At 72.1% G+C, this 14,728-nt stretch carries 15 protein-coding genes and 1 riboswitch; of the genes, 10 read left to right on the top strand and 5 right to left on the bottom strand.

Annotated features, from left to right (window positions below; translation table 11 throughout):
- Positions 1-197 precede the first annotated feature (197 nt).
- From EV383_RS22455 to EV383_RS22465, 4 genes are all read left to right on the top strand, one after another.
- Positions 198-647, top strand: a complete 450-nt coding sequence (locus EV383_RS22455; RefSeq protein ID WP_130291762.1) for an OsmC family protein — start codon at positions 198-200, stop codon at positions 645-647.
- A gap of 94 nt (positions 648-741) precedes the next feature.
- Positions 742-1,524, top strand: coding sequence for an enoyl-CoA hydratase-related protein (locus EV383_RS22460; protein WP_130291763.1), 783 nt, complete (start codon positions 742-744; stop codon positions 1,522-1,524).
- A gap of 367 nt (positions 1,525-1,891) precedes the next feature.
- A complete protein-coding gene (locus EV383_RS32755; protein WP_278044843.1) occupies positions 1,892-2,026 on the top strand; it encodes a hypothetical protein in 135 nt (44 codons plus the stop codon).
- Between the two features lie 227 nt (positions 2,027-2,253).
- On the top strand, positions 2,254-4,509 hold the full coding sequence (locus EV383_RS22465; RefSeq protein WP_130291764.1) for an ABC transporter ATP-binding protein: 2,256 nt from the start codon (positions 2,254-2,256) through the stop codon (positions 4,507-4,509).
- 59 nt (positions 4,510-4,568) lie between these two features.
- Here the strand turns inward: EV383_RS22465 and EV383_RS22470 are convergent, their stop codons facing one another.
- Positions 4,569-5,159 carry a TIGR03086 family metal-binding protein gene (locus tag EV383_RS22470; RefSeq protein WP_130291765.1) on the bottom strand — a complete coding sequence of 197 codons (591 nt, stop codon included), beginning with the start codon at positions 5,157-5,159 and terminating at the stop codon, positions 4,569-4,571.
- A gap of 78 nt (positions 5,160-5,237) precedes the next feature.
- Between EV383_RS22470 and EV383_RS22475 the strand changes: the two genes are divergently transcribed.
- Positions 5,238-6,080, top strand: a complete 843-nt coding sequence (locus EV383_RS22475) for an NAD-dependent protein deacetylase (RefSeq protein WP_207223623.1) — start codon at positions 5,238-5,240, stop codon at positions 6,078-6,080.
- Here EV383_RS22475 and EV383_RS22480 read toward each other — a convergent pair.
- Positions 6,077-6,301, bottom strand: coding sequence for a hypothetical protein (locus tag EV383_RS22480; RefSeq protein WP_130291766.1), 225 nt, complete (start codon positions 6,299-6,301; stop codon positions 6,077-6,079). The genes EV383_RS22475 and EV383_RS22480 overlap by 4 nt on opposite strands.
- 26 nt (positions 6,302-6,327) lie before the next feature.
- On the opposite strand from EV383_RS22480, the gene EV383_RS22485 reads away from it, so the two are divergent.
- The gene (locus EV383_RS22485; RefSeq protein WP_130291767.1) at positions 6,328-7,293 is read left to right on the top strand and encodes a quinone oxidoreductase family protein; all 966 of its coding nucleotides are present in this window, start codon (positions 6,328-6,330) and stop codon (positions 7,291-7,293) included.
- A 200-nt stretch (positions 7,294-7,493) separates the two neighbouring features.
- Entirely contained in the window at positions 7,494-7,970 is a 477-nt protein-coding gene (locus EV383_RS31800; RefSeq protein ID WP_207223624.1) for a MarR family winged helix-turn-helix transcriptional regulator, read from the top strand.
- 42 nt (positions 7,971-8,012) lie between these two features.
- Here EV383_RS31800 and lepA read toward each other — a convergent pair whose 3' ends face one another.
- Positions 8,013-9,875 carry a translation elongation factor 4 gene (gene lepA / locus EV383_RS22495; RefSeq protein WP_130291768.1) on the bottom strand — a complete coding sequence of 621 codons (1,863 nt, stop codon included), beginning with the start codon at positions 9,873-9,875 and terminating at the stop codon, positions 8,013-8,015.
- Positions 9,876-10,153: 278 nt separating this feature from the next.
- On the opposite strand from lepA, the gene cynS reads away from it, so the two are divergent.
- Complete coding sequence (gene cynS / locus EV383_RS22500; protein ID WP_130291769.1) at positions 10,154-10,618, top strand: cyanase; 465 nt, start codon at positions 10,154-10,156, stop codon at positions 10,616-10,618.
- A gap of 3 nt (positions 10,619-10,621) precedes the next feature.
- Here the strand turns inward: cynS and EV383_RS22505 are convergent, their stop codons facing one another.
- Positions 10,622-11,377 carry an alpha/beta fold hydrolase gene (locus EV383_RS22505; RefSeq protein WP_130291770.1) on the bottom strand — a complete coding sequence of 252 codons (756 nt, stop codon included), beginning with the start codon at positions 11,375-11,377 and terminating at the stop codon, positions 10,622-10,624.
- Positions 11,378-11,582: 205 nt separating this feature from the next.
- Between EV383_RS22505 and rpsT the strand changes: the two genes are divergently transcribed.
- Positions 11,583-11,846, top strand: a complete 264-nt coding sequence (gene rpsT / locus EV383_RS22510) for a 30S ribosomal protein S20 (protein ID WP_130291771.1) — start codon at positions 11,583-11,585, stop codon at positions 11,844-11,846.
- A 327-nt stretch (positions 11,847-12,173) separates the two neighbouring features.
- On the opposite strand, the gene holA is transcribed toward rpsT, so the two are convergent.
- Positions 12,174-13,154: a DNA polymerase III subunit delta gene (gene holA / locus EV383_RS22515; protein WP_130291772.1), complete on the bottom strand. Its 981-nt coding sequence runs from the start codon at positions 13,152-13,154 to the stop codon at positions 12,174-12,176.
- 134 nt (positions 13,155-13,288) lie between these two features.
- A riboswitch (SAM riboswitch) is annotated at positions 13,289-13,435 on the top strand.
- A 6-nt stretch (positions 13,436-13,441) separates the two neighbouring features.
- Here holA and thrC point away from each other — a divergent pair.
- Positions 13,442-14,710 (top strand): threonine synthase, encoded by a 1,269-nt coding sequence (gene thrC, locus EV383_RS22520; RefSeq protein ID WP_130291773.1) that lies wholly within the window; start codon positions 13,442-13,444, stop codon positions 14,708-14,710.
- The last annotated feature ends 18 nt before the right edge of the window (positions 14,711-14,728 follow it).

The raw sequence follows: 14,728 nt of genomic DNA on the forward strand, positions 1-14,728 counted from the left end.
CCCGGACGCGGTTGACTTGTCCGGTGATCTTCCCCGTCCTCGTGCGCCGTCTGCACGTCGACCTGCTCCGCACCGGCAGCGCCTGCTGTCCGTCCGGCCGGTAGATCCCGCTCTCCCGCGCCACCGGACGCGTGCTCGTTCCTCTCTCCGGTTCACCTCGCCCGCGCACCGGGCCCGAGCATCACCAGGAGACATCCATGCCTCTCGTCACGTTCGCCGTCAGCGGTCAGGGCACCGGCGTCGCGCAGACCGTCGCCGTCGACGGCGCCGACTACACCATCGAGACCGACGCCTACGAGGCGTTCGGCGGCAAGGACCAGCACCCCAGCCCGCTGGCCTACACGCTGGCCTCGCTGTCGTCGTGCAACCAGGTCACCTCGTCGATCGTGGCCAAGGAGCTCGGCGTCACGATCGAGCACGTCAAGTTCGACGTCGCGGCGGACTTCAACCCGACCACGATGACGACCGGCACCGACCGCCCGGGCGAGACCACGTTCCAGAACCTGCGGATCGACGCGCAGATCCGCACCGACGCCACCGACGAGCAGCTCGCGAAGCTCGCCGAGGAGACCGAGCGTCGCTGCCCCGTCAGCCAGCTGTTCGTCCAGGCCGGTGTGAAGGTCACCAGCAACTGGACCAAGGCCTGATAGTCACCCGCCGCGGCACTCGTGCGCCATGAGGTGCGTATCGCGCTCCTCGTGACGCACGAGTACACCGGTCCGGCCGGGTTACGGTGATCACGTGAGCACCGACGCCGCCGAACTCGTCCACCTCGACGTCTCCCCCGGGATCGCCACGATCACGCTGGACTCACCGGCCAACCGCAACGCCCTGTCGGCTCAGGTGCGCCGGGAGCTGCTGGCGCACCTGGAGACCGCGATCGCCGACGACGCGGCGCGCGTGATCGTGCTGACCCACACCGGGACCGTGTTCTGTGCCGGGATGGACCTCAAGGAGTCCCGCGGCGCGGGCGCCGAGCAGCAGGGCGTCACCGAGGTCCCGCGGATCCTGAGCACGATCTGGGACTCCCCCACGCCGATCGTCGCGCGGCTGTCCGGCCCGGCCCGCGCCGGTGGCGTCGGGATCGTGGCCGCCTGCGACATCGCGGTGGCCGCGGAGTCGGCGACGTTCGCGTTCTCCGAGGTCCGGATCGGGGTGATCCCGGCCGTCATCTCGGTGACGGTGCTGCCGCGCCTGTCCACCCGCGCCGCGCACGAGCTGTTCCTCACCGGCGAGACGTTCGACGCCGCCCGCGCCGCGGAGATCGGGCTCGTCAACAGCGCCGTCGCCGACGACGGACTCGACGCCGAGGTCGCCCGCTACACCGGCATGCTCGCCCTCGGCGCCCCGAACGCCCTGGCCGGGGCCAAGGAGATGCTGCGCCGCACCCGCCCGGAGTCGATGGAGCGGGACTTCGCCGAGATGAACACGCTCTCGGCCGGCTTCTTCGCCTCCGAGGAGGGCCAGGAGGGTATCCGCGCGTTCGGCGAGAAGCGCAAGCCTTCCTGGGTCCCGCAGGACTGACGTCCTCGTCGTCACCCGTACGGACCAGTGGTCCGTCCCGTCGATCACACGTCTGCCACGGAGTGTGACCGTCGCCTCACCCCGGTGCTGATCTAGTCGTTCGAGCGGTGGCGCTCGAATGCATTGCCGGACAATGCACACGCATCATTCGCGATCACGACTCGCGAATGGTCGTTGAACCAATTAAGATCGCAATCCGGACGAATTCGGGACGCACGTCCCGATCCGCCGACGACTGCTCCGGTCGGGCGATGTCATGCTCTGTTCGGGTTGTACTCTCACAAAGCCCGTCACCTGCGACGTTCCCACTCGTGAATCCCGTATCGGTCACCGAAGCGACCGAGTACGTCAACGAGAGGAACTCCTCATGCTGTTCGAGATCATCCCCGTGTTCCCGCCGAAGCCGCCGAAGGGCAAGCACGGCTGCCCGCCGCCGCCCCCGAAGAAGCACGACTGCCCGCCGCCGAAGCCGAAGAAGCACCACAAGCACCACTGCCACTGATGGTGAACGGCTGACACGTGGTCTCCGCCCCGGGGGCGGGCGGGACCACGTTCAGGGGAAGGGGGACGTCCGACGTGACAGGCAGCGACACCGTCGCCGTGCGGGGAGCAACCGCCACGGACGGTTCCGTCCGTGCCGGCCGCAGCACGTCGGACGTCTCCCGCCCCATCCCCGCCACATCCGATCCCGACCCGGACGTCGACACGACGGGGCTCCGCGGGACGGATGTGGCGGCGCCGGACGACGAGCCCCCGGACGGTCCGGAGCCCGACGGCCCGGAACCCGACGGTGAGGCCGTGGGTGGCCCGGTGGCCGCCGAGGCGCCCCGGGTCCCGATCCGCACGATCTTCCGGCGGTTCTGGCCCTACACCCGGCCCTTCCGCGGCCGGATGATCGTCGGTCTCCTCCTCACCGGCGCGGTGCCGGCGCTGACGACGGTCAGCATCTGGCTGTTCAAGGTCCTCGTCGACGACGTGCTGACCCCCGCCGACTACCGCCTGTTCCCCACCATCGCCGCGGCCTACCTCGGGCTCACCGTCCTGATCGGCCTGGTCGGTTTCGTCGACGAGTACCTCAGCGCCTGGACGGCCGAACGCTTCGTCCTCGGCCTGCGCGTCCGGCTCTTCGACCACCTCGGCCGGCTGTCCACCGGCTACCTGGACCGGCGCCCGCTGGGCGACGTGCTCTCCCGGATCAGCGGCGACACCGCCGAGATCGAGCAGCTCGTGCTCACCGGGGTGAACCTCTTTCTCACCTACTCGTTCCAGGTCGTGTTCTACGCGACCGCCATGGCGATCCTGGACTGGAAGCTCACACTCATCGCGTTCGTCGCCGCACCGGCGTTCCTGCTGCTCAGCAAGTTCCTGACCAGCCGCATCGCGGCGGCCGCCCGCGAGCAGCGACGGCGCTCCGGATCGATCGTCTCCGTCGCGGAGGAGAGCCTCGGCAACGCCGCACTCGTGCAGGCCTACGACCGCCAGGACTCCGAGACCGAGCGCTTCCGCTCCGAGAACGAGGCGAGCTTCCGCGCGCAGATGCGCGCCACCCGCCTGGAGAGCTTCTTCTCCCCCGTCGGCAGCCTCGTCCAGGCGATCGGGGTGCTGCTCGTCGTCGGCGTCGCGGTCGCGCAGATCGCGGACGGCCGGATCACCCTCGGCGGGCTGCTCGTCTTCCTGACCTACCTGTCGCAGCTCTACGGCCCGATCTCCGGGTTCGGTTCCCTGGCGAACTCGCTGTTCGCCGCCGGGGCCAGCGCGGAGCGCATCATCGAGGTGCTCGACACCCGCCCGGACGTCACCGAGCCCGACGACCCGCAGCCGTTGCCGCGCGCGGCCGGCGCACTCGTCGTCGAGGGGGTGGACTTCCGCTACCCGGACACCGAGCGGCCCGCGCTGCAGGGGGTGACGTTCGCGATCCCGCCGGGCGGGCGGGTCGCGATCGTCGGGGCGAGCGGGGCCGGGAAGAGCACGCTGGCCCGGCTGCTGCTGCGCCAGTACGACCCCGGCGGCGGCCGGATCACCCTCGACGGCCACGACCTGCGCCGGCTCCCGCTGGCCGACCTGCGCCGCAACGTCACCGCCGTGTTGCAGGACGTCCTGGTCTTCGACGGCACGATCGCGGAGAACATCCGCTGGGCCCACCCGGACGCGAGCGCCGAGCAGGTCGAGGCCGCCGCCCGTGCCGCGGACCTGCACGACACCGTCGTCGCGTTCCCCGACGGCTACCGGACGCGGGTCGGGCAGCGCGGGCGGATGCTCTCCGGCGGGCAGTGCCGTCGCCTCGCCATCGCGCGGGCGATGATCCGCGACGCCCCGGTCCTCGTCCTCGACGAGCCGACGACCGGCCTGGACGCCGCCTCGACCGAGCGGGTGCTGGCACCGCTGCGGCGCCTGTCCCACTCGCGGACGACCGTCACCATCTCCCACCAGCTGCTGACGGTCTCCGACGCGGACCAGATCCTCTACATGGAGCACGGCCGCATCGCCGCGGCCGGCACGCACACCGAGCTGCTGCACGACAGCCCCGGCTACGCCGAGCTCTACCGCCTGCACCGCAGCGAGGCGAGCGACGGGTCGGCGCCGGACGGGACCGGGGAGACGGGTGGCGCGACGGCCGCCGTCGACGACGCCCCCACCCGCGTCCTGCCGGCGGTGGGTCCGCGGCGCCGGGCCCGGCACCGCGCGCCCGGCGCCGACGGACCGTTCCCGTCCGTGCCCGGGCCGTCCGTGCCCGGTCCAACGGTGCCGGTACTGCCCGTGCCCGTCCCGCCCGCACCGGTCCGCGGGCGGCACCACGCCCCGGCCCACCTGCCCCCAGCCCACGTCCCCCCGGCCCGCGCCGCCGCGGACCTGCCGGCGGCCCGCGCCGCCCCGGAGCCGGAACACCGGCGGGACGGGACCCCCGAGTACCCGACCTTCACCGCGACGGCCGCGGCCGCCCTGCACATCCCCGTCCAGACCGGGGACCCGTTCGCCGGCCGGTGAGGCGCGCCGGGCCCGGCCCTCGCCGGCGGGATCGGGGTCCGGCGCGACCGGGACCGCGTTCAGGCGGAGCGGCCCGGGTCCCGCCCGGCGACGCCCAGCGCGCGGTCGAACGCCGGCGCGTCGGCGGGCACCGCGACCTCGGCTCCGATCCAGCCCGCCTCGCGGCCCATCGACGCCATCCCGGTCATCGCCTCCAGCGCCACCTCGCCCAGCCCGGGCGTCACCTCGGCCCGACGTCCGGTGGCGGTGGCCAGGTCCCAGGCGTGCACGGCGAACTCGCCGGTCATCATCGACCCGATGACCGCGGCCGGCATGGTCGCGCCGCCCATGTGCGAGTCACCGGCCCATGCGGCCGGGCCCCGCCAGGCCTCGACGACGCGGGCGCCCTCCTGCGCCGCGGCCCGCGCCCACTCCGAACGCGGCAGGCCGTCGAGCACCGGGGCCGGGGAGTCGGCGGTCCAGGACGGGTCCCACGGCTCTCGGGTGCCGCTGCACCGGGCGAGCACCAGGCCGAACACGAGGTGGTTGATCAGGTCCGCGACGGTGAAGTCGCTGCACGGGGTCGGGTCGTCGTAGCGCTCGACCGGGGTGTCGCGGATGGTCGAGACGGCCAGGTCGACGCCGTCGGACAGAAGCTGGTCGTGATCCATGCCACTGATCCTGCCGCCGCCCGCGCGCGGGATATTGAAGGAACGCGACACCGGCCCGGCACGCCTACCCTGGACGCCGTGACCACCCTCGGCGACACCTCGGCAGGGACGCGCGCGCTCGACCTGCTCGCCGGCCGCCGGATCGTCGCGCTCACCGGGGCCGGGCTGAGCACCGACTCCGGTATTCCCGACTACCGCGGCCCGGACTCGCCGCCCCGGCGCCCGATGACCTACTCCGAGTTCGTCTCCGGCGAGGCGGCGCAGCGGCGCTACTGGGCGCGCAGCCACGTCGGCTGGGCGCGGATGCGACGGGCCGAGCCCAACCCCGGGCACCGCGCGCTCGCCGCCCTGGAACGCGCGGGCGTCCTGGACGGGCTGATCACCCAGAACGTCGACGGCCTGCACTCCGAGGCCGGGCACCGCGACGTCATCGACCTGCACGGCCGGATCGACGAGGTGATCTGCCTCGACTGCCGGGACATCGGTCATCGCGACGACCTGCAGACCCGGCTCGCGGCCCTGAACCCCGGTTTCACCGAGTCGATCAGCGCCGAGGTGGAGTCCGCCCCCGACGGCGACGCCGCGCTGGAGGCCACCGACGGGTTCCGGATCGCACCCTGCTCCGGATGCGGCGGCCGGCTCAAGCCGCACGTCGTGTTCTTCGGCGAGAACGTGCCCCGCGACCGGGTCGCCCGCTCCTACGCCCTCGTCGACGGGCTCGCCCCGGACGACGGCGCGCTGCTCGTCGCCGGCTCCTCGCTGACCGTCATGTCCGGGCTGCGGTTCGTCAAGCACGCCGCCAAGCACGGGGTGCCGGTCGTCATCGTGAACCGGGGCGAGACCCGCGGTGACCCGCTGGCCACCGTGCTGGTCGACGCCGGGACGTCGGAGGTGCTGGGCGCCCTGGCCGGAACGACCTAGGAGATGTCGTCCCCCGGCGGCGGGGTGGAGGGGGCACGCTCCGCGGAGGACGTGTCGAACCTCTCGGTGACGCGGTCCACCAGCGTCGCGACGACGGCGCACAACGGCAGCAGCACGACGATCACCAGGACCACCTGGAACGGGAACGCGAGCTGGGTGACCCACAGCTCGAAGGCGTCCCACCCGTCGACGATGCCGCGCACGTCCCACACGGTACCCATCCTCGGGATTGGCTAGGTTCGGACCCATGTTCGCCGTGTATGCCAGTGAGCCCAACGCCGATGCCCCGCTCGACTCCCTCGTGGTGGGCGAGCGCCCCGAACCCGAGGTCCCCGAGGGCTGGGTCAGCGTGAACGTCAACGCCGCCAGCCTCAACATGCACGACCTCTGGACCCTGCGCGGCGTCGGCATCAAGCCCGACCAGTTCCCGATGATCCTCGGCTGCGACGGGGCCGGCACGACCGCCGACGGCACCGACGTCGTCCTGCACTCGATCATCGGTGACCCGGACTGGAAGGGTGACGAGACGCTCGACCCGAAGCGCACCCTGCTGACCGAGCGCCACCAGGGCGCGATGGCCGACACCGTCGTCGTCCCGAAGCGCAACGCGATCCCGCGACCCGAGGGCATGACGGCCGCCCAGGGTGCCGTGCTGGGCACCGCGTGGCTCACCGCCTACCGGATGCTGTTCACCAAGTCCGGCCTGACGCCCGGGCAGACGATGCTCGTGCAGGGCGCCTCCGGAGGCGTCTCCACCGCCCTGGTCCAGCTCGGCCGCGCGGCCGGCATGCGGGTCTGGGTCACCGGGCGCGACGAGGAGAAGCGCGCGCTGGCCGAGCGGCTGGGCGCGCACGCCACGTTCGAGTCCGGCCAGAAGCTGCCCGAGAAGGTCGACGCGGTGTTCGAGAGTGTCGGCGAGGCCACCTGGTCGCACTCGATGCGCGCCCTCAAGCCGGGCGGGATCATCGTCATCTGCGGCTCCACCAGCGGCCCGAACCCCGGTGCGGACCTGCAGCGGCTGTTCTTCCTGCAGCTGCGCGTCGTCGGGTCGACGATGGGCACCCGCGAGGAGCTCGCCAACCTGATGTCGTTCGTCGCCACCGCCGGGATCGCCCCGGAGATCGGGACCGAGGTGCCGATGGACCAGGCCAAGGACGCCTTCGCCGCGATGCTGGACGGGAAGACGGCCGGGAAGATCGTCCTTACCCGCTGAGAGGAAGCGTGCGGATCGAGCACCTGCACTGATCCGTTACGAGATCGGGGTGTGATGTAGTCGTGATGGCGGTGTCGGTCCACGAAATCGCTGGTCGGCGCACTGTTCGTCAGCGCAGTGTGACGACCGTCCGGCGCTGCAGCACGATTTCCGCAGGACACCTTCGGATTTCGGACAGATGACAAGTACAGTCCGTCATCGTGTCTGAGCCCTACAGTCGCCGGGCGCCGGGTGCGGTCTCGACCGCGCCGGCGCCTGGAGCCGCAGGTGTCGTCGAGTTCCTGGATCGCGTCGACCACGCTGTGGCCACCGCCCTGTCCACGAACCCCGCCGCGGCGGACGTCAGCCGCGACGGCTGGCGCGTGCTGCTGATGCTCGCCCGCGGCACCGGCCGCAGCATGGGCGAGATCGCCGGCCACACCGCGCTCCCCGCCCCGACCGCCACCCGGATCGTCGACCGCCTGGTCAGCCTGCGGCTGGCCTACCGGTCCGCGGACCCGCTGGACCGACGCCGGGTGGTGGTGCACCTCGCCGCCGAGGGCCGCGGCGTCGTCGAGTCCGTGTGCGGCCGCGTGCAGCGCATGCTCGGCCCGCGCACCGGCACCCGGCCGGTGGCCGAGCACGTCTCCACGGTGCCCGGCGGGGGCATCCCCGGCCCGCGCTCGCACCGCAGCTGACACCCCGGCGGGGACCGGCCGTGACCGGCCCCCGCCCCTCCCCTACTTCTTCGGCTTCTCGCTCGCCTGTCCGCCACCGGTGGACAGCGCGGCCACGAAGGCCTCCTGCGGGACGTCGACCCGCCCGATCGTCTTCATCCGCTTCTTGCCCTCCTTCTGCTTCTCCAGCAGCTTGCGCTTCCGGCTGATGTCGCCGCCGTAGCACTTGGCGAGCACGTCCTTGCGGATCGCCCGGATCGTCTCCCGGGCGATGATCCGCGCACCGACCGCCGCCTGGATCGGCACCTCGAAGTTCTGACGCGGGATCAGCTCACGCAGCTTCGAGGCCATCGTCGTGCCGTAGTTGTAGGCGAAGTCCTTGTGCACGATCGCCGAGAACGCGTCCACGGCCTCGCCCTGCAGCAGGATGTCGACCTTCACCAGGTCAGCCACCTGGTCGCCGGCCTCCTCGTAGTCGAGGCTGGCGTAGCCGCGGGTGCGCGACTTCAGGGCGTCGAAGAAGTCGAAGATGATCTCACCGAGCGGCATCGTGTAGCGCAGCTCGACCCGGGTCTCGGACAGGTAGTCCATCCCGCCGAGCACGCCGCGCCGGCTCTGGCACAGCTCCATGATCGTGCCGACGAACTCCGACGGCGCCAAGATCGTGATCTTGACGACCGGCTCGTAGACCTCGCCGACCTTGCCCGCGGGCCAGTCCGACGGGTTGGTCACGGTCAGGTCGTTGCCGTCGTCGGTGACGACCCGGTAGACGACGTTCGGCGCGGTCGAGATCAGGTCCAGGTCGTACTCACGCTCGAGGCGGTCCCGGGTGATCTCCATGTGCAGCAGGCCCAGGAAGCCGCAGCGGAAGCCGAACCCGAGCGCGGCCGAGGTCTCCGGCTCGTAGGTGAGCGCGGCGTCGTTGAGCAGCAGCTTGTCGAGCGCGTCGCGCAGGTCCGGGTACTGCGAGCCGTCCACCGGGAACAGCCCGGAGTAGACCATCGGACGGGGCTCGCGGTAGCCGGTGAGCGGCGTCGTGGCGCTGTTGCGCTGCGAGGTCACCGTGTCGCCGACCTTGGACTGGCGGACGTCCTTCACACCGGTGATCAGGTAGCCCACCTCGCCGACGCCGAGGCCGTCGGAGGGCTTCTGGTCCGGGGAGACGATGCCGATCTCGAGCAGCTCGTGCACCGCGCCGGTGGACATCATCTTGATCCGCTCGCGCGGCTTCAGGGTGCCGTCGACGACGCGGACGTAGGTCACGACGCCGCGGTAGGTGTCGTAGACCGAGTCGAAGATCATCGCGCGAGCGGGGCCGTCCGGGTCGCCGACCGGCGCCGGGACCAGGCGGACGACCTCGTCGAGCAGCGCCTCGACGCCGTCACCGGTCTTCGCGCTGACGCGCAGGACGTCGGTCGGCTCGCACCCGATGATGTGGGAGATCTCGGCCGCGTAGCGGTCCGGGTCCGCGGCCGGCAGGTCGATCTTGTTCAGGACCGGGATGATCGTGAGGTCCTTCTCCATGGCCAGGTAGAGGTTGGCCAGGGTCTGCGCCTCGATCCCCTGCGCGGCGTCGACCAGCAGGATCGCGCCCTCGCAGGCCTCCAGCGCACGCGAGACCTCGTAGGTGAAGTCGACGTGGCCGGGGGTGTCGATCAGGTGCAGAACGGTCTCCTGCTCGCGGCCGTTCTCGTCCTTCACCGTCCAGGGCAGCCGGACGTTCTGCGCCTTGATCGTGATGCCGCGCTCGCGCTCGATGTCCATGCGGTCGAGGTACTGAGCGCGGTAGTTGCGCGCCTCCAGCACGCCGGTCACCTGCAACATGCGGTCGGCCAGCGTCGACTTGCCGTGGTCGATGTGGGCGATGATGCAGAAGTTCCGGATGCGCTCCGGCGGCGTGAACGTGCGGTCGGCGTACGTCGTCACTCAGAAATCCATTCGCGTGGGGTCTACCCCATCGTCCCACGTCGGCCGGGACGGGCCCGGGTCAGCCGTGGGACCGGGGATCACCGGCCGTGTGGAGGTCGCCGGGCCGCTCCCGTTGTCGCGTCCGCGCCGGTGGGCCACGATCGGTCCACGACTCCGGCCGGACGTCGAGGACGTGCCGCCGGTCGGTGTCGAGGCAGCGTCGCCGCGAGCCCGTCCCGACCCCTTTGCGCCCGGCCCGGTTCCGGCCCGGCCGGCGTCCACCTCCGGAGGTTCCCGTGTCCGTCGCCTCGTTCCCGACCCCCGACCGCGCCCAGGCCGCCCGCACCGTCCTGCTGGCGAAGAAGCGTCTCGGCCTGCGCTGGGAGAAGATCGCCGAAGCGGTCGGGAAGTCCACCGAGTGGACGACCTCGGCCCTGCTCGGGCAGCAGACCCTCACGCAGGAGCAGGCCGAGTCCGCCGGGTCCGTGCTCGACCTCGACGCCGACGTCGTGGAGGCCCTGACCCTGCCCCCGCAGCGGGGCGCCGACGCCGTCGACACCAGCGACCCGCTCGTCTACCGCCTCACCGAGATGGTGCAGGTCTACGGCGGCACCATCTCCGAGCTGGTCCGCGAGGAGTTCGGCGACGGCATCGTCTCCGCGATCGACTTCGAGCTGGACCTCCAGCGCGTCGAGGACCCGAAGGGCGACCGCTGCGTGATCACCCTCAACGGGAAGTTCCTGCCCTACCGCGTGTTCTGAGCGCTACAGCGCATCCCAGAAGCGGGTGAGGACGTCCGCGCCACGCTGCGGGTCCTGGGTCATCCACCAGTGGCCCAGGCCCTCCAGCACCACGGTGCGGGCGCCTGCCCGCTCGGCCGCACGGCGGCGCTGCGGGTCGGTGCCGACCATGTGGTCCTCGGTGGCCAGCAGCGACAGGCCCGGCCGGGCGGCGGCCTTCTCCAGCTCCGCGCCGCGGCGTGCGACGGCGGGCTGCGCGGCCGAGCGGTAGAGGGTCAGGATGCACTCCCCCATCGCGGCGTTCATCCCGGCGGCGACCTTCTCGGCCACCCCGCCCTCCATGCCCCGGCTGCTCAGGCGCGCAGCCGCGTCGGCCGCCGGCGCGCCGACCATCTGCGCGACCGCCGCCTCGCCGGTCTCCGGGGTCTGCCAGGCCTGCGCGAGGTCGTGCCAGACGTAGTCCTCGTCGAACACCCCGACGATGTCGCTGACCCAGCTGCGCAGCAGGTCCGGACGGGCCATCGCGACGTTGACGACGTGCCCGCCGCCCCAGTCGTGCCCGACCAGGTCCACCGGCGCCCCGCTGCTCGCCCGCAGCTCCTCGAGCTCGGCGACCAGCCAGTCGCGGTAGCCGTCCATCGTCGCGGAGAAGCCGTCCGGGACGGGCGCGCCGAACCCGGGTGGGGAGAGCAGGACGACGTCGCGGCCCTCCAGACGTTCGACGAGCGGACCCCAGACGTCCGCGGTCTCGGGGTTGCCGTGCACGAACACCACCGTCATGGCGATGATCGTAGGGACGGCCCCCGACGGTTCCGTCCCGGTGCCGCCGCACCCCGGTCGAGACGACCCGGTGGCGGGGGATAACATTGCTCGCTGAGCGCTCGGCGTGCTCGCCCGGAACGGTTGTCCGTTCGGCCTCGCCGGAGCCGGACGACGAACTCGAGCAAAGCCGAACTCACCAGGCAGGAAGACCAGAGGCAGACGCGTGGCCAACATCAAGTCCCAGATCAAGCGGGTCAAGACCAACGAGAAGCGCCGCGAGCGCAACAAGGCGGTCAAGTCGTCGGTCAAGACCGCGATCCGCCGCTTCCGCGAGGCCGCCGCCTCGGGCGACGAGAACGCCCCGGAGCTGCAGCGCAAGGCCGCGAAGGCCCTGGACAAGGCGGCCGGCAAGGGCGTCATCCACCGCAACCAGGCCGCCAACCGCAAGTCGGCCATGGCCCAGCGGCTGAACAAGGTCGACGCCTGAGGTAACCCCTCACGCACGTCCCGACGACGGCGCTGCCCACTCCCGTGGGGCAGCGCCGTCGTCGTGTTTCCGGGGCCGCCACCTGCGGACGGTCCCCTGCCCAGCACATGCGGCCGGTTCCCCTGCCCAGCCGCGCGCCGGGTCTTCCACTGCGCGTTCCGCGTCGTTCCGCGGGCGCGGCCGCGATCGCTCGACGACGCCGGGCGCGCGTCTGCATGACGGGCGCGCGCGGCGTGGTGCCCGAGCGCGAACGGCGTGGTGCCGATCCTGGATGCGCGACCGAGGCGCACCCGGCGGTCCGCCGGAGGCGAGGGCCGAGCTCCCGGATCAGCGGGTGGCGCGGGCGTCCAGGACGGCGAGGACGGCGCGTTCCAGGGCGTAGGCGGGGTCCGGGGAGGCGCCCTTCACGTCGGCGTTGACCCTCGCGGTGGCGGCGACGGCGACCGCGAGGGTCTCCGGACGCCAGGCGCGGACCTGGCCCTGGGCCTTGCGGATCTTCCAGGGCGGCATGCCCAGCTCCCCGGCGAGGCGGTTCGGGTCCCCGCGACCGGCCGAGCCGACCTTGGCCAGCGTGCGGACCGCGTCGGCCAGGGCGTCGGCGATCAGCACGTGCGGGGTGCCGATCACGAGTGCCCAGCGCAGGGCCTCCAGCGCGCCCGGGCGGTCCCCCGCGATCGTGGCGTCGGCGACGGCGAAGCCGGTCGACTCGGCGCGCCCGCGGTAGTACTGCCGCACGCCGTGCTCGTCGACCCGTCCGCCGGTGTCGGCCACCAGCTGACCGGCCGCGGCGGCGAGCTCGCGCAGGTCCGACCCCACGGCCTCGACCAGCACCGGGACCGCGTCCGGGGTGATGCTGCCGCCGTGCCTCCGCACCTCCGCGCGCACGAAGTCCGCCCGCTGCTCGGGGCGGGTGATCCGGGCGCAGTCGGTCGTCTCCGCCCCGGCCTTGCGCATCAGGTCGACCACGGCCTTGCCACGCGCACCGCCCGCGTGCTGGGCGACCAGCACGATCCCCGGCGCGGGGTCCTTCGCATAGGCGGCGATGGCCGCGGTGAGGTCCTTGTTCGCCTCGTGCGCGGCCATCAGCACGATCACCCGCGCCTCGGCGAACAGCGACGGGCTGAGCAGGCCGGCCAGCTCGCCCGGGGCGATGTCGGAGGTGCGGATCCGCCGCAGCTCGACGTCCGGGTCCTGCGTCCGGCACCGCCGCACGATGTCCTCGACGGCGCGTTCGGCCAGCAGCTCCTCCTCGCCGACGACGAGCTGGAGCTGCGCGGGAGGGCCGTCGTCACGTGCCGCGGGGCTCACGTGACCATGGTGGCCCACCACACCGACATCGGGTGACCCGGATCCCGTTCGGTGTTCTCGACTGGAAAACGTCGTCGGCGGTGTCGTAGTGTCAAGCTGCCTCCGTGTGATCACGGGTGGTCACAACTGCATATGGCTCATCCAGAGGGGCAGAGGGAACGGCCCGTTGAAGCCCCGGCAACCGACGTCGCACGACGATCCGCCCGATCACGTCTCCACGTGACCGGACGTCGACGAACACGGTGCCAACTCCGGCCCGCACAGTGCGGGACAGATGAGGAGATCACGTGACACTCACTGCTGCCCACGAGACGGCCACCAGCTACGACCTGGGCCCCGCTCGTGCTCTCAGCTGCCGCGAATGCGGCCACGAAGTCCCCCTCGCCGCCGAGTTCGCGTGCCCGCGATGTTTCGGCCCGCTCGAGGTGGCCTACGACTTCCCGAACGTCACCCGCGCCTCCATCGAGGCCGGCCCGAAGTCGATCTGGCGCTACAAGGACCTGCTGCCGGTGCCCACCACGGTCGCCGAGCACCCGAACACCGAGCCCGGCCTGACCCGACTGATCCAGGCCGACCGGCTCGCCGCCGCGCTGGGCGTGCGCAAGCTCTGGGTCAAGGACGACACCGGCAACCCGACGCACTCGTTCAAGGACCGCGTCGTCGCCGTCGCCCTGGCCGCTGCCCGTGAGCTGGGCTTCACGGTCCTGTGCTGCCCCTCGACCGGGAACCTGGCCAACGCCGTCGCCGCCGCCGCGGCCCGCGCCGGGTGGGATTCGGTCGTGCTGATCCCGTCCTCGCTGGAGCAGGCCAAGATCACGACGACCGCCGTGTACGGCGGCACGCTGCTCGCCGTCGACGGCAACTACGACGACGTCAACCGCCTCGCCACCGAGCTCGCGGCCGAGCACGAGGAGTGGGCGTTCGTCAACGTCAACGTCCGCCCCTACTACGCCGAGGGCTCCAAGACGCTGGGCTACGAGGTCGCCGAGCAGCTCGGCTGGCGCCTGCCGCAGCAGATCGTGGTGCCGGTGGCGTCCGGGTCGCAGCTGACCAAGGTCGACAAGGGCTTCCAGGAGTTCGGCAAGCTCGGGCTCGTCGAGCCGACCCCCTACACCGTGTTCGGTGCACAGGCCACGGGCTGCTCGCCGGTCGCGACCGCGTTCGAGGCCGGTCACGACGTGATCCAGCCGGTCAAGCCGGACACGATCGCCCGCTCGCTGGCCATCGGCAACCCGGCCGACGGCCCGTACGTGCTGGACTCGGTGCGCCGCACCGGGGGTTCGGTCGGGCACGTGACCGACGCCGAGGTGGTCGAGGGCATCCGCCTGCTCGCGCAGACCGAGGGCGTGTTCGCCGAGACCGCGGGCGGGGTCACCGTCGCGACCGCGAAGAAGCTGATCGAGGCCGGGAAGATCGACCCCGACGCCGAGACCGTCCTGCTGATCACCGGTGACGGACTCAAGACGCTCGACGCCGTGTCCGGCGAGGTCGGCCCGACCGCGACCGTGCCGTCGACCAGCAAGGCCGTCCGCGAGGCCCTGGCCCACCTGGCCTGAGCCACGCCGAGCACGACT

This window comes from Pseudonocardia sediminis, assembly GCF_004217185.1.
GTDB classification, from domain to species: domain Bacteria; phylum Actinomycetota; class Actinomycetes; order Mycobacteriales; family Pseudonocardiaceae; genus Pseudonocardia; species Pseudonocardia sediminis.